Genomic DNA, 22,350 nt, shown 5'->3' with positions numbered 1-22,350 from the left:
GCTGTCATTCGTTTTTATGTTAGTTTTGTATAGGATGGGCGACCATTTCAATCAACACTAATCGCTTAAAACAACTAGTAATGGCTACAACTAAAACCGTAATACCTGAACAATATCAAATCACTGAAGAAATCCATCAAAAAACTTACTTGGTACATGGAGAGCTCCGTAAATGGAGTGGGGATACAAGTCCTGTAGTTTCTACGATTTCCTCTACAGAAAAATATGCCCCGACAACCTTGGGCAGTGTGCCCGATATGGGAGAGCCCGAAGCGATGGAGGCGTTGGATGCAGCTTTGGCAGCATACGATAAGGGGCAAGGACTTTGGCCTACCATGAAAGTGAAGGATCGTATTGAGTGTATGGAGTCCTTTGTGAAAAAAATGGAAGAGAAGCGCGAGGAGGTAGTGAAACTTTTGATGTGGGAGATCGGTAAATCCAAACCAGATTCGTACAAGGAGTTTGATCGTACCGTTGAGTATATTTACGACACCATCGAAGATTACAAGCAATTGGACCGCGATAGTGCCAAATTTCAGAAGCATGATAGCGTATATGCCCATATCCGAAGAGGTCCGTTGGGTGTTGTTTTGTGTCTTGGCCCATACAACTACCCATTGAATGAGACCTTTGCTTTATTGATTCCGGCCATCATTATGGGAAATACTACCATTTTTAAGCCTGCAAAGCATGGAGTTTTATTGATTACACCACTTTTGGAAGCTTTTCAGAGCAGTTTTCCCAAAGGAGTGGTGAATATACTTTTTGGTCGAGGAAGGGCCGTGGCGGCGCCTATAATGAAAACAGGGAAGGTAGATGTGCTGGCTTTGATCGGGAATAGTGTTTCTGCCAATGCCTTGCAGGATCAACACCCAAAAAGCAATAGATTGCGTCTAGTTTTGGGATTGGAAGCCAAAAATCCAGCCATTGTGTTGCCTGATGCCGAATTGGACTTGACCATCAATGAATGTATTTCCGGGACATTATCATTTAACGGACAGCGTTGCACTGCCTTAAAAGTGGTTTACGTACACGATGAAGTGAAAGATAAATTCTTGAAACGCTTTGCTGAGAAAGTGGACGGACTAAAATTCGGAAACCCTTGGGATGATGGCGTCAACTTGACCCCGCTCCCTGAACCGGACAAACCAGCTTATATACAAGAATTGTTGGATGATGCCTTGACAAAAGGGGCGAAGATCGTCAACAAAAAAGGAGGAAAACATTTTGATAATTACATTTGGCCAGCCGTGCTGTACCCTGTGACCAAGGATATGCGAGTGTATCAAGAGGAGCAGTTTGGGCCCATTATTCCAGTACTTTCATTCCAAGATATTGAAGAGCCTTTGGATGATATGGCGGAGTCTAACTACGGGCAGCAAGTGAGCTTGTTCGGGAAAGATGTGTACACCTTGTCTCCGCTAATTGATTCCTTGGCCAACTTGGTTTGCAGGGTTAACCTGAACAGTTCTTGCCAAAGAGGACCAGATGTTTATCCGTTTACGGGAAGAAAGGACTCTGCGCAATCCACATTGAGCGTTCACGATGCATTGCGCTCATTCTCCATAAGGACTTTTGTGGCTTTTAAGGATAATGATCTGAACACCCAGACCGTGGAGCAATTAATGGAAGCCAAAGTGAGCAATTTCTTGAGCACGGATTATATTTTGTAAAAGCAAAGCTTTTGCATTGATCAGTAGGCAATAAACAATATATAGGTTTGATGTCATTTCGATGGAGTGCGAACGCACGACGAGAAATCTCAGATGAAGATTGACTTCAAGGAGAAAAGGCTGTCAGTTCGAGTTTTTTCTGAAGGAAAAAGTATCGAGAACGAGGTCTTTGTCAATAAAATACTAATTCTTGTTTTTATGGAACTCTTAAAAATATAGTCCACGTCAACCTGAACTTGTTTCAGGTTCTCAAATGATGAGATTCTGAAACAAGTTCAGAATGACGCACCGTGATTTTAGAAATAGGAAAGAAGCATTTGATGCTATAGCTGTTGTAATAATGTAAAAAGCCCCGAATTTCGGGGCTTTCCTATTGGTTTTTATGTGGGTTGCTTAAATATTTTCAGCCAACCAGTTCCCAACTTCACTGGTTTTGTATGCTTTTCCACCATCGGCCAAGTCTTCGGTAACCACGCCTTCAGCTAATGATTTATTCACCACTTCGCGAATCGCTTCGGCTTCATCTTTTAGTCCAAAAGCAGTTTCGAACATCATGGCAGCAGACAATACAGTGGCCAACGGGTTAGCTATGTCTTTTCCGGCTGCTTGTGGGTAAGAGCCATGGATAGGCTCAAACAAAGAAGTCTTTTCACCCAAAGAAGCGGAGGGCATTAACCCCATAGACCCGGAAATCACGGAAGCTTCATCGGTTAAGATGTCTCCAAATAGGTTTTCTGTAATCAACACATCATAAGCACTGGGCCATTGCACCAATCGCATGGCTACGGCATCCACAAATTCATAGGACACTTCTACTTCGGGATAGTCTTTTGCCATTTTTTGAACAGTCTCTCTCCACAGGCGAGAGGTTTCCAGAACATTGGCTTTATCCACACAGCATAACTTTTTGGAGCGTTGCATGGCCATTTCAAAGCCTTTTTTGGCCAGACGCTCAACCTCGGCGCGTGTATAGGTGCAGGTATCGAAAGCGGTATTGTCGTTGTCCTCACGACCTCTTTTTCCAAAATAGATTCCTCCCGTTAACTCACGGAGGAATACAAGGTCGGTACCTTCAATTCTTTCTCTTTTCAATGGGGATTTATCAATCAACGAGGGAAAAGTGAAGGTTGGACGAACATTGGCAAACAAGCCCAGTTTCTGACGCATTTTCAACAAGCCTTGCTCGGGCCGTACCTTGGCAGATGGGTCATTATCAAAACGTGGGTGACCAATGGCGCCAAAAAGAACGGCATCTGCAGCAACACAGGCTTCATGGGTTTCGTCCGGGTAAGGTTCGCCTACGGCATCAATCGCTGCGGCTCCTGTAAGGGCAGGTGTCCAGCTAATTTCATGTCCGAACTTTGCAGCAACGGCATCCGATACTTTTACAGCTTGGTCAATTACTTCGGGGCCAATTCCATCTCCGGCCAAGAGCGCTATGTTTAATTTCATTTCTTCAATTATCAGTTTTCAATAAACAATTATTAATGCGTGGTTATACTAGGTTTAGCATTTTTTCCGTGGCTTTTATGGCGGATACCGTTTGATCCGAATCCAAACCTCGTGTAGTAAAATCCTTTTCCTTGGTTTGCCAGGTGATTATGGTTTCGCACAAGGCATCGGAATTACTACCTGGAGGGATACGAACGGCATAATCCACCAATTTCGGCAATTCCCTGCCTTCTTTTTTGTATACCTTCTTCAAAGCGTTGATGAAAGCATCAAACTGGCCATCTCCTTGTGAACTTTCTTCATAAGTTTTCCCTTCAATTTCTATGGAAAGGGTAGTGGAGGGCTTCAGTCCTTTGGAATGGGTCAGCACGTAAGATTTTACAAATACCTTTTGCTGGCGAAGATTGCTGTCCAATACATCGGAAATGATGTATGGCAAATCATCTTTGGTGACGCGCTCTTTTTTGTCTCCAAGCTCAATAATACGTTCCGTGACCTTTTTCAGTTCGTCATCATTCAAAGTTAAACCAAGCTCTTGAAGATTCTTTTGGATGTTCGCTTTTCCTGATGTTTTACCTAAGGCATATTTACGTTTTCTGCCAAATCGCTCCGGAAGTAAATCGTTAAAGTAAAGATTCTTCTTGCTATCTCCATCTGCATGTATGCCAGCAGTTTGAGTAAACACGTTATCTCCAACAATAGGTTTGTTGTCAGGAATGCTAAAACCAGTAAAGGCAGATACCAATTTACTTACTTTGTAAAGTGATGATTCCTTTACACCAATCTTAATCTCTGGTAAAAAATCGTTGATTACGGCAACTGCACTTGCAAGTGGTGCATTGCCTGCACGTTCTCCCATGCCATTTACGGTAAGGTGCAATCCGTGACAGCCCGCTTTTACTGCCTCCATAACATTGGCGACACTCAAATCATAATCGTTATGTCCGTGAAAATCGAAATGGGTATTCGGATACTTTTGAACAATTTCTTTAAAAAAAGCTCCTGTTTCGGTATGTGTAAGCACGCCTAGGGTATCTGGAAGCAAGACACGCTTTATGGGTTGCTTTGTCAAAAAATCCAAAAACTGAAAAACATAATCCTTGGAATTTCGCATACCGTTACTCCAGTCTTCTAAATAAACATTGGTTTCTATTCCAAGTTTTTGCCCTTCAGAAATTACATTTTCTATTTCTGTAAAATGCTGTTGAGGAGTCTTTTTAAGTTGGTGGGTTAAATGATTCAATGAGCCCTTGGTGAGCAGGTTTTGCACTTTGGCACCTGCTTCTTGCATCCATTTGAGGGATACTCCATTGTCCACAAAGGTCAACACTTCCACGTTGGAAAGGTAACCTTCTGTGGCGGCCCAATCCGTTATATTTTTTACGGCCTGTAGTTCTCCTTCCGAAACACGGGCGGAAGCCACTTCGATACGGTCTACTTGGAGCTCTTCCAATAATAATTTGGCCAAGGTGAGCTTTTCCGATGCGGAAAAGGAAACCCCAGAGGTTTGTTCACCATCCCGCAGGGTGGTGTCCATAATTTCTATGGTGCGTGCTTTCATTTTTTATGCCGTAGTGTTCCGAGCAATAGGTTACAGAGGTGTGTTTTCGGCATACTTCTCAATATCATCTTGGATATTCAACAAATAGTCGATATCATCAAATCCATTGAGCATATTGTCCTTTTTGTAATCGTTGATGTCAAAACTTTCGCTTTCACCCGTGGCCAAAATGGTAATCTTTTGTTCTGGTAGGTTGATTTCCAACTCGGTTTTTGGGTCAGCTTCAATCGCCTTGTAAATCTTGTCCAAAAACTCTGGAGTCACTTGAACGGGAAGTACACCGATGTTCAAACAGTTGCCTCTAAAAATATCAGCAAAAAAGCTGGATACCACACAACGGAAACCGTAATCGTATACCGCCCAAGCCGCGTGTTCTCTAGAGGAACCTGAGCCGAAATTTTTGCCTCCTACCAAAATCTTTCCAGAATAGATGGGGTTGTTCAAAACGAATTGCTCCTTTGGGGTTCCGTCTGAATTATATCTCCAATCACGGAACAAATTATCGCCAAATCCTTTACGTTCGGTTGCTTTAAGGAATCGTGCAGGGATTATTTGGTCGGTATCCACATTTTCGATAGGCAATGGTACCGCTGAACTTGTTAGTATGTTGAATTTGTCGTAAGCCATTATTTTTTCAATTATCAGTTTTTCAATTAACAATTATCAATGAGCAATAATCAATTTTTTGTCGCTCTATTGTTAATTGTTTTATTGTAGATTGTTTATTGTTAAGCAAATGCTTCTTCGTGCATTAATTCCCTTGGGTCAGTTACTTTTCCAGTAACGGCGGCGGCGGCGGCCACCAATGGACTGGCCAATAAAGTACGGGCACCGGGTCCCTGTCGTCCTTCAAAGTTTCTGTTTGACGTACTCACCGCATATTTCCCTGCGGGGATTTTATCATCGTTCATGGCCAAACAAGCAGAACAACCGGGCTCTCTCAATTCAAACCCAGCTTCTGTTAGGATATCTAAAATACCTTCTTCTTTGATGGCGTCTTCCACCTTGTGCGAGCCAGGAACTAACCACGCCGTTACATTGTCTGCCTTTTTTCTTCCTTTTATGATGGAAGCAAAAGCTCTAAAGTCTTCAATTCTCCCATTGGTACAACTTCCAAGGAATACAAAATCGATAGGTTTGCCTATCATTGGCTCTCCTTCGTTGTAATCCATGTATTCCAATGATTTTTTATAGGTAGCCGGAGAACCGTCAATGCTTTCAGCCAACGGAATATCCTTGCTGATACCGATACCCATCCCTGGATTGGTGCCGAAAGTAATCATCGGTTCAATCTCGCTGGCATCGAAAGTCACTTCTTTGTCAAATTCCGCATCATCATCTGAATAAAGGGTGCTCCAGTATTCCATGGCAGCATCCCAATCCTTGCCTTTTGGTGTGTATTCCCTTCCTTTAATGTATTCAAAAGTGGTTTCGTCGGGAGCAATCATACCGCCACGGGCCCCCATTTCAATACTAAGGTTACAAACGGTCATTCGGCCTTCCATTGACATGTTTTTGAAGACATCTCCAGCATACTCAGCAAAATAGCCCGTTGCACCCGACGTAGACAGTTTGGAAATGATGAAAAGGGCTACATCTTTTGGGGTAACGGCTTCGCTCAATTCCCCGTTTACATTGATGCGCATACTTTTAGGTTTGGGCTGCATAATACATTGGGTGGAAAGCACCATTTCCACTTCACTGGTTCCGATACCAAAGGCAATGGCACCAAATGCACCATGCGTAGAGGTATGGGAATCGCCGCAAACTATGGTGGCCCCAGGTACGGTTATCCCGTGTTCTGGCCCAATTACGTGTACAATTCCATTTTTCTTATGCCCAAGTCCCCAGTATGGAATACCATGGGTGTTTGCGTTTTCTTCCAATGCCCTCAATTGATTGGCAGACAATGGGTCTTTTACGGGCAAGTGTTGGTTGCGGGTCGGGGTATTGTGATCTGCCGTTGCAAAAGTACGCTCTGGGTACAATACTTTTATTCCTCTGTTCTTTAATCCTAAAAAAGCTACGGGACTCGTTACTTCGTGGACCAAATGCCTGTCAATAAAGAGTACATCCGGGCCATTCTCAATATGTTTTACCACGTGGGAATCCCAAACTTTATCAAATAGTGTCTTGCTCATGGTGTCTTCAATAATTTGTAAGCCTACAAAGTTAAAATTTGTGTGTGAAACCGATTATCGGTTAGTGGTAAAATTACGATGTTCAACCGCAATTTCAAGCGATTGTACTTAAAGTTAACAAATGGTAAGGGTTGATTTTCAATTTGTAACAAAGAAGTATGGAGAATTGCGCCTACTTCCAATTACAAACCTAATCGGAATCAACTAATATAATTCCAAATGGTTTTGTTGGCCATCATTTTGGAATAGGCATTCAGAATAGGGGCATTTTCCGATTTTTCGAGTCTTGGGTCTTGTTTGAGCAATTGAATGGCGTGATAGCGGGCTGTTTTCAGGATTTGATTGTCCTTCACAATGTCCGCGATCTTTAAAGTCAGCAGGCCACTTTGTTGGGTGCCCATCAAATCCCCAGGACCACGAAGCTTAAGGTCAACCTCCGCGATTTCAAAGCCATCATTGGTGCCGACCATGGTTTGCAAACGGGTTTTGGCATCTTCGGATAGTTTGTGACTTGTCATCAAAATACAAAAACTTTGTTCTGCGCCTCGCCCTACACGCCCACGGAGCTGGTGTAATTGCGACAATCCAAACCGTTCGGCACTTTCAATGATCATTACGGATGCGTTGGGTACATTTACGCCTACCTCGATTACTGTGGTGGCAATCATAATTTGGGTTTCGCCTTTTACAAAACGTTCCATTTCGTAATCCTTGTCAGCGGGCTTCATTTTACCGTGTACAATGGAAATCTGATATTCGGGCTGTGGAAAATCACGAACAATGCTTTCGTACCCATCCATCAAATCCTTGTAGTCCAGTGCTTCGGATTCTTGGATCAGCGGGTAAACGATGTAAATCTGTCTGCCCTTTTTAATTTCATCTTTGATGAACCCAAAAACCTTCAGTCTGTTGCTGTCGTATCGGTGCACCGTCTTGATGGGTTTTCTTCCAGGGGGCAGCTCATCAATCACCGAAATGTCCAAATCGCCGTAAAGGCTCATGGCCAAGGTTCTGGGAATGGGGGTGGCCGTCATCACCAATATGTGTGGAGGTGTTTGATTTTTATGCCACAGTTTAGATCGTTGCGCCACACCAAACCGATGTTGCTCGTCCACAATAGCCAAGCCAAGATTTTTGAACTGTACTTTATCTTCTAAAACGGCATGTGTGCCCACCAGAATGTTCAAATTGCCATTTTCTAGTTGATTGTGCAGCAAAGTGCGTTCGGACTTTTTTGTTGAACCCGTCAATAATGCAATTTTAACGTCCATATTTTCCAGAAGCTCCTTGAGTCCGTTGTAATGTTGGGTGGCCAAAATCTCTGTTGGAGCCATCAAACACGTCTGAAAACCGTTGTCAATGGCCAAAAGCATGCACATCAGTGCTACAATGGTTTTCCCTGAACCCACATCACCTTGCAGCAATCGATTCATTTGGGCATTACTCCCCAAATCGTTACGGATTTCCTTAATGACCCGTTTTTGGGCATTCGTGAGTTCAAATGGGAGATGGTTTTCAAAGAATTCCGTAAACTTTTCACCAACCGCTTCAAAAGGCATCCCTTTTATCTTTTGCTTCCGCTTTAAATTTTGGGATATCAATCGCAATTGCACAAAAAACAACTCTTCAAACTTTAACCGAAACTGTGCCTTGGCCAATAATTCTTGGTTTTTTGGAAAATGAATATTGAAAAGAGCAGAACTCTTCGAGATCAACTTTAATTCTTCCAAAATGGAGGGTGACAATGATTCTGGAAACTTGCCCTTGCACTCCAAAAATAATTGCTGAATCATTTTGCTGATGACCCGATTGGTAATTCCCTTATTGCTTAATTTTTCCGTGGAGGGATAAATGGGTTGCATCGCCATTTTTAATCCTTGCTGATGCTTTTGCAAGGGTTCCATATCAGGGTGGGGCATGGAAAATGTACTTCCGTATCGGTTCACCTTTCCAAAAACCACGTAGGGTTCGTTCAGTTTTAAATTTTCCTTGATCCATTTATGCCCACGGAACCAAACGAGGTCCATTTGCCCCGTTTCATCCACAAAAGTTGCCACCAAACGTTTCCCCCGTTTTTGCTCTACCGTTTTTAGATGGACAATTTTCCCCATTACTTGCACATCGGCTCCGCTGGGTTGCAATTGATTTATTTTGTAATAACTCGTCCGGTCCAAATACCGATTGGGAAAAAGGTGTAGTAGGTCCCTAAAGGTCTCAATGCCCAATTCGGCCTTAAGGGCATCGGCCCGATTTGGACCAACACCTTTAAGGTATGCTATGGGAGTTTGCAGAAAATTGGGATTCATCGAACTAAAATATGTAATTTGGAAGGACTTTTGATAAGATGATGGTATGAAGCTGAGCCCCATTCTTGTTTTTTTCTTATTTGCACAGTTGTTGTCCGCCCAAATTCAGGATAAGGTTGACTTTGTCCGTGCCGAAGTTTTGATTGAGCCCACGCCGTTCGAAAACCGGATAAAGGGTAGTGTGGCCTATCAATATAATGTGATTGAAGTTGTGGATTCCATTTATCTTGATGCCGTAAACCTAGATTTTTCATCAGTTTTTCTGGATGATGCAAAAATAGACTACGATTACAATGGCCGAAAAATAATCATCAAAAAAAAGATGGCGAAAGGGGATACCCATAAGCTAAAGTTAGATTATGTGGCCAAACCAAAACAAACGGTATATTTTTTAGGTTGGCATGATACAGTCAAGAACAATGAGCAGGTTTGGACGCAAGGACAGGGAAAATACACCAGTCATTGGCTGCCCAGTTTTGATGATATGACCGAAAAGGTGGAATTTGATCTTGACATTCTTCTTAGGCAGGATTATACAGTAATCGCCAACGGGAAGTTGGTTAAAAAGGACACTTTGCCCGATTCATTAGGATATTCATGGCAGTTTGATATGAAGAAACCGATGAGTAGCTATCTCGTGGGTTTTGCCATTGGAGATTACAATAAAAAAACGGTTGAATCATCATCAGGAGTCCCTATTGAACTATATTATGAGCCTACGGATTTTTTAAAAGTGGAGCCTACATACCGGTACACCAAACACATTTTTGACTTTTTGGAGAACGAAATAGGTGTTGCTTATCCTTGGCAGAACTACAAACAGGTTCCCGTTCAGGATTTTCTGTATGCGGGAATGGAAAACACCACTTGTACCATATTTTCCAACCAGTATGTGATAGATTCAACTGCCTTTGTTGACAAAAACTATGTGAATGTGAATGCGCACGAGTTGGCCCACCAATGGTTTGGTAACTTAGTGACCGAAACCAGCAGTGAACACCATTGGTTACATGAGGGCTTTGCTACCTTTTATGCTTATTTGGCGGAGAAGGAAATTTTTGGTGATGATCATTACTATTGGCAATTGTTGGAAACGGCCAATGCCTTACAACGTTTTTCTGGCGATGATGGTGGCGAGGCGATTCGCAATCCAAACGCAGGCAGCCTTACTTTTTATGAAAAAGGAGCTTGGGCCTTGGTAATGCTCCAAAATAAAGTGGGTGAGGAAGCTTTTAAAAAAGGTATACAGAACTATCTCAACAAATATGCTTTCAAAAACGTGACGATTCCTTATTTGATGGAGGAACTGGAAGTGGTTTTCAATACCGACCTTGATGATTTTGAGAAGTTGTGGTTGGAGAACCCTGATTTTCCTTATAATCAAGTAGTTGCTTTTTTGGAAGAAAAAAATGTATCCATCAAAACCTATTTTGAGCTGAAAAATAAGATAGCCGAGCAACCTGAAAAAACCGAGGCCATTTTAAAGCGAGCTTGGAAAAGATTAAAATCAAACCAACTAAAGGAAAACCTTGTTCTGGATTACGGCGATAAGCTTTCCCCTGACTTTTTGGGCGATATTATCAAATCTGAAGGCTTAAAAGTACGGCAGGCTGTTATCCTGTCACAGAATAAAATATCGGATGAGCTTCAAACGGACATTGAAGGACTTTTAAAAGATAAAAGCTATACTACCATGGAGGCCGCTTTATATCGCTTGTGGACCGATTTTCCCCAAAACAGGAGCAAATACCTCAATGAAACGGACGGAATCATGGGATTTTCCAATAAGAATATCCGATTACTCTGGTTGACGCTGGCCTTGGTGTCACCAGAATATAACCCTGATTTAAAAGCACTTTATTTTGATGAATTGAGCGGGTACACTGGTTCGGAACATCATTTTGAGACTCGTTTGATTGCCTTTCAGTACTTAAAAAGTATAGGAGGTTTTACGGATATCGTGCTAAAAAACCTGGTGGAGTCCTGTGGTCACCACGTATGGCACTTTAAAAAATCGGCCAGGGAAATATTGAGCGACTTTTTGCAATCCGAGGGGAATACGGCTCGTATTAAGAGTATTTACCCTTTGTTAAGTCAGCAAGAAAAACAATATTTGGAGAAAACTTTAGGGGAATGAGGGCATTGGTCATTTCGGGAGGAGGTAGCAAGGGGGCCTTTGCAGGCGGTGTTGCCCAATTTTTAATTCAAGAAGCCAAACACGATTACGATTTATTTGTCGGGACATCCACAGGGAGCCTATTGATTTCCCATTTGGCGTTGAATAAACTGGACAAGATCAAGAACATCTATTCAAACGTTAATCAAGACAGTATTTTCAGTAATTGTCCGTTCATCATTAAAAAAAAGTATGGGGTTGAGATAATTGCCATCAACCATTGGAATGTAATCAAAAACTTTATTAAGGGTAAAAAGACCTTCGGAGAAAGTGAGAATCTCAGAAAATTGATTCGTAGATCTATTACCATTGAAGAGTTCAATGAATTGAAGAAAGGTAAAATGGATGTGGTGGTTACGGTGTCCAACCTTTCGTTGAACCAGGTAGAGTACAAATCAATAAACGATTGCACGTACGATGAATTTTGCGATTGGATATGGATTTCGTCCAACTACACACCGTTTATGAGCTTGGTCAAAAAAAATGGCTGTGAATATGCCGATGGTGGCTTGGGAACTTTAGTTCCCATTGAAGAAGCATTGAACCGTGGGGCAACAGAGGTAGATGTGGTGGTGCTCCATACCGAGGTGAACCATTTAAACCGGATGTCCTCTAAAAATCCATTTGATTTGATTACCACCATTTTCGGTTTTATGTTGGACCGTATCGAGAATCAGAATATCAGAATTGGCAAGTTAGTGGCCAATAGGAAGGGAGCGATTATCAATTTTTACTATACGCCAACGGTCCTTACCACAAATTCATTGATCTTTAACAAGGAACGAATGACCTTATGGTGGAAACGCGGTTATTTGTATGCCAAGAACAAGAACGAGCAAACGAGCCCAATAGAGCCTGATCGGCAGGAATAGTTGTTCGGTTACTCTGTTGTAGGGTTACTGTGATGGGTTGGAAGTCGGATGTCTGAAGTCGGAAGTTGGGTGTTCTGGAATTGGTTTTAAGTTTGAACTTGAACTTGATACTTCAGTTTGAATTTGTCCGGAACCTATCATTCTGAAAGCGTGGAGCGGTTAGCATCTAGATTATTAACACTCACCTCAATTTCGATTAGGCCAATGGGGCGTTCCGATATGAGATGCAAAACATCGATTGAGAAATCCACATGAACGAGGAAGCTATTTTTACTAGAGCCTGATCGGCAGGAATAGTTATTCGGTTCTTTTGTTATTTGTTTACTGCCAACTGCCAACTGCCAACTGCCAACTGCTATTGCCCACTATCTTTCGGTTCCCGACTTTGATATTGGTAAGTTATTACTTCCAAAGGTCTGTAACTTCCTTTTTTACAAAGGCCAAAGCGGCGTTGGAAGGAGACTCCTTTTCCATAGTCTGATTGAGGATATCTTCCCGAAGCTTGTCCGGTGAATCGGTTTCACTCATTCCAGCGGAACGGATGATTTGTATCGTTGCATTTTTAGCGGTTTTGATGATGTTCCAGCACGAATCGGACATATAGATCTGTTGCGATAAATTATGTTCGAATTCTGTTTCAATCTGTTTAATAAGCAAATTTTCATAGTCGCTTTTATTTTTTCCCTTTGGTGCAACCCTTACCACAAGGCTGTTCAGGGCAATACGCTCCAGGAAAAGAGCCATACGCTCGTAGGCCTGCAATCGAATTGGTAAAGTTTCCTTTTGGGAATCTTTATGAAGCAAAAATCGTCTGCGTCCATCTTCGTTTCGGGTGTGCAATCTAAAGAAATAGAATGCAACAGCACCGGTAACAACGGCAGGTAATAAATAAGCAAATAACTGAAGGATTTGATCTCCACTCATAAGGTAGTCTGGTTTTTTTATTGATTTTACACTACCAAGAACGCATCAAAACCTCAAAAAGTATTTTAAATGAAGTGTTATTGGCCCACCTTGGTACTTTCTTTGGCTTTGGCATAAAAAGCTTTATAGTCTGGTTGTAGTCTAATGTTGATGCCTTCCTTAAAATTACCATCTTTGGCCGAAATTGCAATGCTTTCCGCAGGAACTTCCAAAGTAGTCACCAATGCTGAGGCGACAGCCGCCACTTGATCGTAGGTAGGGCCATATTCTCCTGTAATGTTAAGCCCTTCAACTTCTGCTTTAAAATTAGGGTTGGTTTTGATCACATTGGCTATGCCGGCCAACCAAGTTTTACCTTCCTCGGTCAATTCTGTGGCCGTATCCGATCCAAAAAGTGAGTTCATGCTATTGCTGATGATAATTACACCTGCTTCAACACCAACTTTGGCATTTTCACCCAAGGTCTTTTTTATCTGGGTCAGGGACACAATGGCAGTGGAGTCATTGGCAGAAATCATATCGTTGATACCGCTCAATTGTCTTTCCTTTCTCGCCAAAGCTTCCATGGCACGATCTACGTTATCCGAATTTTGTTTAGATAGTTCCGAGAAGTTGCTCATATTGCTCAAAAGGGTGGCGTTGGCATCGCGCAAGCTTGCGTTTTGAGCCTTGAGAGCTTCCGCTTCGGCAGTACTCGATGATATTTCTCTTTTTGCTTTTGCTAATTCCTGCTCCACTTTGGATATTTTGGTCTTCAAGGTGTCAATCTCTGCAAAAAGCTCGCTTTTTCTTTGGGAAAAAGCACTGGTGGCTATCATTAAAAACAGGATTAAGGGTAATTTTTTTTTCATAAGTAGTACAATAGTTTATTTAAATATCTGGGTCTAAATTATAATTTTTTTGTAATGCTGTTTTTCCGCCCAAGTGTTCACAATCCAAAAGATTTTGCATGGAATCAAATTTCACCTTTTCTTTTTGGTATCCATAAACGGACTTTAAATCGCTGCTAAGATAATCATCATCTACATTTACTTGCACATCATCCATATTAAATTGACAAGGGTGTTCGTAACCCGCGGCATGCGTGATTTCCAAAAACTCCTTTTTAAATGTTTTAAAATACTGCGCCAATCTATCGGATTTTAACGGCACATTAATACCACTTTGACGCCACTTGCTTTGGGTGGCAACACCAGCAGGACAACGGTTGGTGTGACAAACCTGTGCTTGGATGCAACCGATGCTCATCATGGCTTCGCGGGCTACATTGATGCAGTCGGCACCCATGGCAAAGGCCATGGCAGCTTTTCCTGGAAAACCCAGTTTACCACTACCGATAAACACTATTCGTTCCGTAAGGCCACGCTCCATAAATAAGCTGTACACCTTGGAAAACCCATAGGTCCAAGGCAGGGAAACGTGGTCTGCAAAACTGGGCGGAGCAGCACCAGTACCCCCTTCACCACCATCAATGGTGATAAAATCGGGGCCTTTTCCAGTCTTTTTCATTAAATCGGCAAGTTCTTCCCATTGGTCAATTTTACCAATGGCTCCTTTTATGCCTACGGGCAAACCGGTCTCCTCTGCAATGGATTCAATAAACTCCAAAAGCTCTGGAATCGTGGAAAAAGCTTTGTGGGTGGGAGGGGAGATAACATCTTTTCCTACCTCAACACCTCGGATTTCAGCAAGTTCAGGCGTTATTTTAGAACCTGGCAACACACCTCCTTTTCCAGGTTTTGCACCTTGGGAGAGTTTAATCTCTATTGCTTTGACGCATGGATTTTCATCTACCAAGACTTTTAATTTGTCCATAGAAAAACCACCATCACGAGACCTTACGCCAAAATAACCTGTTCCAAAATGAAAAATTACATCACCCCCTTGTTTGTGGTAGGGAGAGAGTCCGCCTTCGCCTGTATTGTGATAAGCACCACATTTTTCAACACCTTTGTTCAGTGATTCAATAGCAGCAGCTGATAACGAGCCAAAACTCATGGCAGAAACGTTGATGATGGATGCAGGACGATACGGTTTTTTACGTTTGTTATAGGCGCCCATCACTTTAGCGCAAGGCAAAAAATAGGGATGACTTTTATTTGGATGGTTTTCGGGTACCTGAAACCCGATCATGGCATTTTTGATGAAGATGTGTTGATGTTTATAGATATCCCTGTCGGTTCCAAACCCTTCGTAATTGTTCTCCTTTTTTGCAGAAGCATAGATCCAACTACGTTCAATACGATTAAAGGGAAGTTCTTCTCGATTGTTGGCCACAAAATATTGTCGCATTTCCGGCCCTATACTTTCCAGCCAATACCGAAGGTGACCCACGATGGGATAGTTATGACTGATGGTATGCGCTTTTTGGAAGAAGATGTCGCGAATGGCAACCAAGAGCAGGAAAATCAGAAGCCAAGACCACCAGGGAATATCAGCTAGAAAATCAAGGAATGCTTCCATATCTTTTAATTTGAAGTAGTAACCACAAATATCAAGCCCCAATATCCAAATTCCAAATGCTGGAGGATATTGGGGCTGAAAGTTTTATTTTTTAATAGCGTCAGTTCGAGTTTTTCCTTTGGAAAAGTATCGAGAACGAGCGTCATAATTTCAACTTTTAATTCTCGATATAATTTTTCTTCGATTTTCTTGAAAAATCACTCCTTTAGATTGGTGCTTTGAAATATTATATTTAAAAACGGAAGAAATACACTATCAATTCACTCCAAGTTTTAGAGCTTATAATTCGATTTAGATTTCTTCCGCTTTGATAATAAACTCAAATTAGAAATTCGGGACCCAGATCCCATTATTAAGGAGTTGAGCTTATCATTTTTTCACTTAAACCAAAGATATGGAAACAGAACTGAATTTTATAGGTATCGATGTGAGTAAAGATACTTTGGACATTTGCCTGCTCAGTGAGCGGTCAAGATCTTTTATTGTCAAAAACAGGGAAAAGGATATAGCCCGGTTCTTTAATGCCCTGTTGGAAGAGAACATAAGCTATCATATCTGTGCTGAGAACACAGGGAAATATACTTGGTCGTTAATGAGTGTCCTTGCTGATATGGATTGTGATTTTTATGTGGTAAATCCGTTGCACTTAAAGCGGAGCCTTGGACTTGTCAGGGGCAAAAACGATAAAGTAGATGCTGTTAGAATTGCACATTTTATAAAGAAGAACTACACTGAGACCAAAACCTATGTCCAAAAGAGAAACGTTATCGAAGACCTTCAGATCCTTTTGTCCGAGAGAGGTTTTAGAATCAACCAAAGAAAACAACTAAAGACCAAGAACAAAGAATTAATGGTTCTTGGGAATCAAAAATTGGCCAAGCACATAATTGAACAGAACAACAGATTGATCAAAGAATTGACTGTTCAAGTAAAGGCCATTGAACAGCAGGTCAGGGCCCTTCTGAAATCGGACACCAAGCTAAATACATTGAGCAGGCAATTAAAATCCATTCCCGGTGTTGGCGATGTCCTGTGCTGGAACATTCTTGTGAAGACAAATGAATTTAAGAGCATAACCCAACCAAGGAAATTAGCTTGTTACTGTGGTGTGGCACCTTTTCAAAACACCTCCGGAACATCTATATTTGGGCGGAACAGGGTGTCGAACTTAGCTGATAAATCGTTGAAAAAATTATTGCACCTTGGTGCAATGAGCGCTATCAGGTTAGAAAATGACCTGGCCCTTTATTACAAGAGAAAGGTAAATGAGGGCAAAAACAAAATGAGTGTCTTAAACGCCGTAAGGAACAAAATCATCCACCTTATTTTTGCACTAATAAAAAACCAAGCTTTTTATCAAAATCGTTTGGTTGCGTCATAGAAATCGAAATGACGGGTTTGAAATAGAATCTATTTACTTCTGTCCAAATAATCCAAAGCAATTTCGGTCATAGCTTTTACGCCCAATTGCAGGCCGCTGTCATCAATTTTGAAATCAGGCGTGTGGTGGGGAAAATGCTCATCGGGACCAGCGTTTGGGTCTTTACCGCCCAAAATGTAAAAGAAACCTGGAATTTTTTCTTGGTAGAACGAAAAATCCTCAGCTCCAGTTATGGCTTTGATCAAATGTACATTTTCGGCACCGGCCACTTCTTGAAGACTTGGAAGCGATGCTGCGGTCAAGTCGGTATCATTATAGGTGATTGGCACCCCTTTGGCAATTTCCACAGTTGCTTCGGCGCGATACGCTTTGGCAATGGTTTCTGCCATTTCTATCATTCGGTCATTTACTTGCTTTTGCATATCGTAATCCAATGTTCGGATGGTTCCAATAAGTTCTGCGCTTTCTGGAATAATGTTGTTACGAACACCACCACTGATTTTTCCAACGGTGATTACAGCAGCTTCCTTGGTCAATTCCAATTCACGGCTGATGATGGATTGGTAGCCATCTACAATTTTGGAGGCTACAAAAATTGGGTCGATTCCTCCCCAAGGTTGGGAACCGTGGGATTGTTTTCCTTTGATTTTGACAACAAATCGCTGTGCGGCAGCCAAGGCTCCGCCTGGTTTATAGGCAATGTGCCCTACAGGTAGGTAGGAACCAATATGAAGCCCATAAATGGCATCCACTTTCGGGTTTTCAAGTACACCTTCCTTTACCATAAGCGCGGCACCACCTTCTTCCCCAGGAGGTGCTCCTTCTTCGGCAGGCTGAAATATAAATTTGATGGTTCCGTGGATTTTATCCTTGTTTTTGGCCAAAACCTCTGCAGTTCCCATCATAATGGCAATGTGGGTATCGTGTCCGCAAGCATGCATCACACCGACTTCTTCACCTAAATACTCGGATGTAACTTCAGATTTAAAGGGAAGGTCATTTCTTTCGGTAACAGGCAATGCATCAATATCAGCTCTAAGGGCAACGACTTTTCCGGGGTGGTCTCCTTTTAAAAGTCCGACTACACCCGTATGGGCAACCCCTGTTTGTACTTCGATACCCAAAGATTTTAAATGAGCGGCGATTTTTTCAGCCGTTTTGAACTCTCTGTTACTCAGTTCGGGGTGTTGGTGCATATCGCGTCGCCATTCGATTACTTTGGATTCGACAGCGGCGATGTCTTTTTCCAGCCCATGGTCTTGGGCATACATGGATAAACTTGCGGAACAAAGGGCAAGCGCTAAAATTTTCTTCATAATCGGGTTGAGTTAGTTTATAAATTAATTGGACGGTATCCTTGGTTTTGCAATTGGATATTGGCCGTCATTGCAGAGAGGGCAACCTTAATCCCAGGAATTAGATCTTCTTTTGGAAGATTCCTTGTTTTTGAAGATTGTCCGCATATAATGACCTCAACGCCAGCTTCCAATAAATCCGCTACAAGTTCTCGGTTTGGATTGTCTACTTTGTATCTGTCTCGAAAAGCTTCGTCCGTCAGTAAGTTTCTTGCAGCCGTCCCATGTACAATAAGTGCAGCTTTTAATTGAGAGGTAGGGACGCCACTTTGGGCGTGCATGTTTAAAAAACGTGCTACAGTATTTAGATTTCTATTGATTTCAGTATCGGATTCTGGTCCATCTTTCACATCAAAAACCACTTTGAACTCTTGGGTGGTCTCAGTTTTAAAATCAGGATTTTCAATTTCCCAAACGGCACCATAGTTTTCTACAATGGGACCTGATTTGGTTTCTTGTGAAATTCCAGAAAATGCAACAATAATTAAAAGGAATAGGGGGAGGTGGTGAAAATTCATCAGCTATTTTAATTAAGATGTTAAATATATTTAAAAATAAGACCAAATCCGAAAACAGTGTTTATAAAAATTGAAAGCTTGATTTCAGCAAGAGATCAATAATGGCTAATTTCACGCCTACGTTTAAAAAGCTTCTGGCCCTTGAGTAATTTTATAGATGAATTGAATGATGCGCAGCGCGCCCCCGTGCTGCATAAGGATGGACCTTTAATGGTAATTGCGGGTGCAGGCTCTGGTAAAACCCGGGTGCTCACTTACAGAATAGCCCACTTGATGGAGCAAGGGGTAGACTCATTTAATATTTTGGCCCTGACCTTTACCAATAAGGCAGCGCGTGAAATGAAGAAACGTATTGCTACCATTGTGGGTAATTCCGAAGCAAAGAATCTTTGGATGGGTACATTCCACTCTGTTTTCGCAAAATTGCTTCGCTTTGATGGTGATAAACTGGGCTATCCTAGCAACTTTACCATTTACGATACGCAGGATTCCCAACGTTTGATTGCTTCCATCATCAAGGAAATGGGGCTGGACAAGGATATTTACAAGTACAAGCAGGTACAAAACCGGATTTCATCCTACAAGAACAGCCTAATTACCGTTAAGGCCTATTTTCAGAACCCTGAACTGATGGAGGCCGATGCCATGGCCAAGCGCCCGAGATTGGGGGAGATATATCAGAATTATGTAGATCGCTGCTTTAAGGCAGGGGCGATGGATTTTGATGACCTTTTGTTACGGACCAATGAATTGTTGACCCGTTTTCCAGAGGTTTTGATGAAGTATCAGGATCGTTTCCGATACATTTTGGTGGATGAGTACCAAGATACCAACCATTCGCAGTATTTGATTGTAAAAGCTTTATCTGACCGCTATCAAAATATTTGTGTGGTAGGGGACGATGCCCAGAGTATTTATTCCTTCCGTGGGGCGAACATCAACAATATCCTCAACTTTCAAAAGGATTACGACGATGTAGCGATGTACCGTTTGGAACAGAATTACCGTTCCACCAAAAACATTGTCAGCGCAGCAAATTCTATCATCGCAAACAATAAAAACCAGTTAGAGAAGAATGTTTGGACCTCCAACGATGATGGCGGACTCATAAAAATACACCGCAGCGTTACCGATGCCGAAGAGGGTCGGTACGTGGCAGGCTCCATTTTTGAGAGCAAGATGCAAAATCAGATGCAAAATGGTGATTTTGCCGTGTTGTATCGGACCAATTCACAATCCCGTGCCATTGAGGATGCATTGCGTAAACGTGATATTCCCTATCGTATTTATGGGGGATTGTCATTTTATCAAAGAAAGGAGATTAAGGATGTATTGGCCTATTTACGACTTATTATCAACCCTAAGGACGAGGAAGCGCTCAAGCGTGTCGTCAATTTTCCGACGAGGGGGATAGGACAGACCACGATTGATAAACTTGTAGTGGCCGCCAACCATTACGGACGTTCCATTTATGAGGTAATGGAGCATCTGGATAAACTCAATTTGAACATCAATTCGGGAACCAAACGCAAGTTGACGGATTTCGTTACCATGATCAAAAGTTTCCAGATTATGAACGAGGGCTCGGATGCCTTTACCTTAGCGGAACATGTTGCTAAAAAAACAGGCCTGCTGTTGGAGTTCAAAAAAGATGGCACTCCCGAGGGTATTGCGAAGATGGAAAACATCGAAGAGCTTTTGAACGGTATCAAGGATTTTGTCGAAGGCCAAAAAGAAATTGCCGATGCCACAGGCAGTTTGACGGAGTTTTTGGAAGACGTTGCCCTGGCCACAGATATGGATAAAGACATTGAGGATGATGATAGGGTAGCTCTAATGACCATCCATTTGGCAAAAGGGTTGGAGTTTCCGTACGTGTACATTGTTGGAATGGAAGAGGATTTGTTCCCTTCCGCTATGAGCATGAACACCCGAAGTGAATTGGAAGAGGAGCGAAGGCTGTTCTACGTAGCCCTTACCCGCGCCGAAAAACAAGCGTTTCTCACCTATACCCAAAACAGGTACCGATGGGGTAAATTAATTGATGCCGAACCTAGTCGGTTTTTGGAAGAGATAGAAGAGCAGTATGTAGAAAACTTAACTCCTGTGAACGATGGTTATCGGTATAAATCCACGATCGATAAGAATATTTTTGGTGAGGTGGACAAGAGCAAACTGCGACAGGTAAAACCCCAAAATGGGACACCTCCAAGTACACAAAAGCCCAATGAAAACCAGCTACGGAAATTACGGAAGCTCAAACCTGAAATTTCAGCCCCGACCAAACCCATGGATTTAGACCCGGGGTTGGTGACAGGTGCACGAGTGAACCACACCCGATTCGGAAGAGGGAAAATACTAAATATTGAAGGCGCGGGGAATGATAGAAAGGCTGAAATTCATTTTGACCAAGGTGGCATCAAAAAACTGTTGCTGCGTTTTGCCAAACTTGAAGTTTTGGACAGTGCCTAATAAATTTTCGCTATCTGATAATAAAACCATCACTGGTTTAGAGATTTTCTAATTAATTAATTAGAGGCTGTTTGGGTGTGCAAAAATGCTTATTTGCGATATTTATACAGTACTATGCGCTAGAAAAAGACGATAATGAATACTTATTTTCTTATACTTATGAATAAATAATATTGATGGGTTTGTGAGGCGGCTACTAAACAATACGTTTATCTTTGCAACGTTATAAAGAAATAACGCAATCATGGGCTTAGTTAAAAGTAAAATATCTAAAACGAATTCGATCAGGACTCAACTTCCAGGGACGAATAAGACTGTTGTGCATAAAGCACGAGTCCTGTCTTTTGCCGATGTTCAAGCAAAAAGAAGCAAAGCGTATACTTTCCTCCCTCTTTAGAATTGATTTCAATTGTTAGGTAAAACTTTTGATTATAATTCAGTTGGTAAAGATAATCAAGCACCCGTACCTACAGACTTATATAGTTTCAAATGTTCTTTTAATATCACATATATTATAGAAATTGAACATCATAACAACGATATTTACATCATAAAATTTTTCCAAAAAAACCATCGATTATCTGAAAATCGATATGAGTTACTCAATTCTCAAAGATTCCTAAAAAGGAATAAATCAAACGGGGCAAAAAATTTCTTATTAATTCTCAATACCATCACTTCGATAGTGATTAAGTTGTATTATGAGAATAATAATTCTTCATTTGGCTTTATTGGCTCTCCTACCAAGGACGAAAAAAGCATTGAAAACAAGGATAACATAAACCCAGATGGAACAGTTGTCTGTACAAAGCGATACAATACATATGGAATTTATGTTAAACGCTATTTTTCTCCTGAAAAGTTTGAACATATTGAAATTGAAACCTCGAGTTCTTATTTGATAAAGAGCAGACAAAATTTTGATTTAACTACTGATCAAGTTGAAGCCTTCTTTGAAAACTATATTGTGTCTTATTGTTAGTGCTTAATGAGTAACTTGTTTATTAAATAATAAGTTTACTAAATATAGTCTCCCCCTGAAAGTCTATTGTTTAA

The 22,350-nt window shown here is 41.6% G+C and carries 16 protein-coding genes; 6 read left to right on the top strand and 10 right to left on the bottom strand.

Features of this window, described 5'->3' with window-relative positions:
* The first annotated feature begins 80 nt into the window (after positions 1 to 80).
* Positions 81 to 1,673 carry an NADP-dependent glyceraldehyde-3-phosphate dehydrogenase gene (locus MURRU_RS16065; protein ID WP_014034544.1) on the top strand — a complete coding sequence of 531 codons (1,593 nt, stop codon included), beginning with the start codon at positions 81 to 83 and terminating at the stop codon, positions 1,671 to 1,673.
* Positions 1,674 to 2,066: 393 nt separating this feature from the next.
* Here the strand turns inward: MURRU_RS16065 and leuB are convergent, their stop codons facing one another.
* The 5 genes from leuB to recG all read right to left on the bottom strand — a co-directional run bounded on the left by leuB (position 2,067) and on the right by recG (position 9,133).
* Positions 2,067 to 3,125: a 3-isopropylmalate dehydrogenase gene (gene leuB, locus MURRU_RS16060; protein WP_014034543.1), complete on the bottom strand. Its 1,059-nt coding sequence runs from the start codon at positions 3,123 to 3,125 to the stop codon at positions 2,067 to 2,069.
* A 43-nt stretch (positions 3,126 to 3,168) separates the two neighbouring features.
* Positions 3,169 to 4,686, bottom strand: coding sequence for an alpha-isopropylmalate synthase regulatory domain-containing protein (locus tag MURRU_RS16055; protein ID WP_014034542.1), 1,518 nt, complete (start codon positions 4,684 to 4,686; stop codon positions 3,169 to 3,171).
* A gap of 30 nt (positions 4,687 to 4,716) precedes the next feature.
* Complete coding sequence (leuD, locus tag MURRU_RS16050; protein WP_014034541.1) at positions 4,717 to 5,313, bottom strand: 3-isopropylmalate dehydratase small subunit; 597 nt, start codon at positions 5,311 to 5,313, stop codon at positions 4,717 to 4,719.
* Positions 5,314 to 5,414: 101 nt separating this feature from the next.
* Positions 5,415 to 6,827 carry a 3-isopropylmalate dehydratase large subunit gene (gene leuC, locus MURRU_RS16045; protein ID WP_014034540.1) on the bottom strand — a complete coding sequence of 471 codons (1,413 nt, stop codon included), beginning with the start codon at positions 6,825 to 6,827 and terminating at the stop codon, positions 5,415 to 5,417.
* A gap of 200 nt (positions 6,828 to 7,027) precedes the next feature.
* Complete coding sequence (gene recG / locus MURRU_RS16040) at positions 7,028 to 9,133, bottom strand: ATP-dependent DNA helicase RecG (protein WP_014034539.1); 2,106 nt, start codon at positions 9,131 to 9,133, stop codon at positions 7,028 to 7,030.
* Between the two features lie 46 nt (positions 9,134 to 9,179).
* On the opposite strand from recG, the gene MURRU_RS16035 reads away from it, so the two are divergent.
* Positions 9,180 to 11,270 carry a M1 family metallopeptidase gene (locus MURRU_RS16035; RefSeq protein WP_014034538.1) on the top strand — a complete coding sequence of 697 codons (2,091 nt, stop codon included), beginning with the start codon at positions 9,180 to 9,182 and terminating at the stop codon, positions 11,268 to 11,270.
* Positions 11,267 to 12,181, top strand: a complete 915-nt coding sequence (locus MURRU_RS16030) for a patatin-like phospholipase family protein (protein WP_014034537.1) — start codon at positions 11,267 to 11,269, stop codon at positions 12,179 to 12,181. Before MURRU_RS16035 ends, MURRU_RS16030 begins: the two co-directional genes overlap by 4 nt.
* 402 nt (positions 12,182 to 12,583) lie before the next feature.
* On the opposite strand, the gene MURRU_RS16025 is transcribed toward MURRU_RS16030, so the two are convergent.
* The 3 genes from MURRU_RS16025 to MURRU_RS16015 all read right to left on the bottom strand — a co-directional run bounded on the left by MURRU_RS16025 (position 12,584) and on the right by MURRU_RS16015 (position 15,568).
* A complete protein-coding gene (locus MURRU_RS16025; protein ID WP_014034536.1) occupies positions 12,584 to 13,105 on the bottom strand; it encodes a DUF7935 family protein in 522 nt (173 codons plus the stop codon).
* Positions 13,106 to 13,182: 77 nt separating this feature from the next.
* Positions 13,183 to 13,956 (bottom strand): hypothetical protein, encoded by a 774-nt coding sequence (locus MURRU_RS16020; RefSeq protein ID WP_014034535.1) that lies wholly within the window; start codon positions 13,954 to 13,956, stop codon positions 13,183 to 13,185.
* 19 nt (positions 13,957 to 13,975) lie between these two features.
* Positions 13,976 to 15,568: an FMN-binding glutamate synthase family protein gene (locus MURRU_RS16015; RefSeq protein WP_014034534.1), complete on the bottom strand. Its 1,593-nt coding sequence runs from the start codon at positions 15,566 to 15,568 to the stop codon at positions 13,976 to 13,978.
* 394 nt (positions 15,569 to 15,962) lie between these two features.
* Here MURRU_RS16015 and MURRU_RS16010 point away from each other — a divergent pair, with 394 nt between their 5' ends.
* A complete protein-coding gene (locus tag MURRU_RS16010; RefSeq protein ID WP_014032626.1) occupies positions 15,963 to 16,949 on the top strand; it encodes an IS110 family RNA-guided transposase in 987 nt (328 codons plus the stop codon).
* 29 nt (positions 16,950 to 16,978) lie between these two features.
* On the opposite strand, the gene MURRU_RS16005 is transcribed toward MURRU_RS16010, so the two are convergent.
* Together MURRU_RS16005 and MURRU_RS16000 are read right to left on the bottom strand one after the other, a co-directional pair.
* Complete coding sequence (locus MURRU_RS16005; RefSeq protein ID WP_014034532.1) at positions 16,979 to 18,265, bottom strand: amidohydrolase; 1,287 nt, start codon at positions 18,263 to 18,265, stop codon at positions 16,979 to 16,981.
* 17 nt (positions 18,266 to 18,282) lie between these two features.
* On the bottom strand, positions 18,283 to 18,822 hold the full coding sequence (locus tag MURRU_RS16000; RefSeq protein WP_014034531.1) for a DsrE family protein: 540 nt from the start codon (positions 18,820 to 18,822) through the stop codon (positions 18,283 to 18,285).
* A 141-nt stretch (positions 18,823 to 18,963) separates the two neighbouring features.
* On the opposite strand from MURRU_RS16000, the gene MURRU_RS15995 reads away from it, so the two are divergent.
* Positions 18,964 to 21,294 (top strand): ATP-dependent helicase, encoded by a 2,331-nt coding sequence (locus MURRU_RS15995; protein WP_014034530.1) that lies wholly within the window; start codon positions 18,964 to 18,966, stop codon positions 21,292 to 21,294.
* Positions 21,295 to 21,703: 409 nt separating this feature from the next.
* A complete protein-coding gene (locus tag MURRU_RS15990; RefSeq protein WP_014034529.1) occupies positions 21,704 to 22,276 on the top strand; it encodes a hypothetical protein in 573 nt (190 codons plus the stop codon).
* Positions 22,277 to 22,350 lie beyond the last annotated feature (74 nt).

The organism is Allomuricauda ruestringensis DSM 13258, assembly GCF_000224085.1.
GTDB classification, from domain to species: Bacteria; Bacteroidota; Bacteroidia; order Flavobacteriales; family Flavobacteriaceae; genus Flagellimonas; species Flagellimonas ruestringensis.
This window is presented reverse-complemented; position numbering and strand designations above follow the sequence as displayed.

Coding starts and splice junctions, on each gene's coding strand:
- leuB (WP_014034543.1), bottom strand. CDS start 3,125: ATGAAATTAAACATAGCGCTCTTGGCCGGAGATGGAATTGGCCCCGAA.
- MURRU_RS16015 (WP_014034534.1), bottom strand. CDS start 15,568: ATGGAAGCATTCCTTGATTTTCTAGCTGATATTCCCTGGTGGTCTTGG.
- MURRU_RS16000 (WP_014034531.1), bottom strand. CDS start 18,822: ATGAATTTTCACCACCTCCCCCTATTCCTTTTAATTATTGTTGCATTT.
- MURRU_RS16010 (WP_014032626.1), top strand. CDS start 15,963: ATGGAAACAGAACTGAATTTTATAGGTATCGATGTGAGTAAAGATACT.
- MURRU_RS16035 (WP_014034538.1), top strand. CDS start 9,180: ATGAAGCTGAGCCCCATTCTTGTTTTTTTCTTATTTGCACAGTTGTTG.
- MURRU_RS16065 (WP_014034544.1), top strand. CDS start 81: ATGGCTACAACTAAAACCGTAATACCTGAACAATATCAAATCACTGAA.
- recG (WP_014034539.1), bottom strand. CDS start 9,133: ATGAATCCCAATTTTCTGCAAACTCCCATAGCATACCTTAAAGGTGTT.
- leuD (WP_014034541.1), bottom strand. CDS start 5,313: ATGGCTTACGACAAATTCAACATACTAACAAGTTCAGCGGTACCATTG.
- MURRU_RS16005 (WP_014034532.1), bottom strand. CDS start 18,265: ATGAAGAAAATTTTAGCGCTTGCCCTTTGTTCCGCAAGTTTATCCATG.
- MURRU_RS16055 (WP_014034542.1), bottom strand. CDS start 4,686: ATGAAAGCACGCACCATAGAAATTATGGACACCACCCTGCGGGATGGT.
- MURRU_RS16020 (WP_014034535.1), bottom strand. CDS start 13,956: ATGAAAAAAAAATTACCCTTAATCCTGTTTTTAATGATAGCCACCAGT.
- MURRU_RS16030 (WP_014034537.1), top strand. CDS start 11,267: ATGAGGGCATTGGTCATTTCGGGAGGAGGTAGCAAGGGGGCCTTTGCA.
- MURRU_RS16025 (WP_014034536.1), bottom strand. CDS start 13,105: ATGAGTGGAGATCAAATCCTTCAGTTATTTGCTTATTTATTACCTGCC.
- leuC (WP_014034540.1), bottom strand. CDS start 6,827: ATGAGCAAGACACTATTTGATAAAGTTTGGGATTCCCACGTGGTAAAA.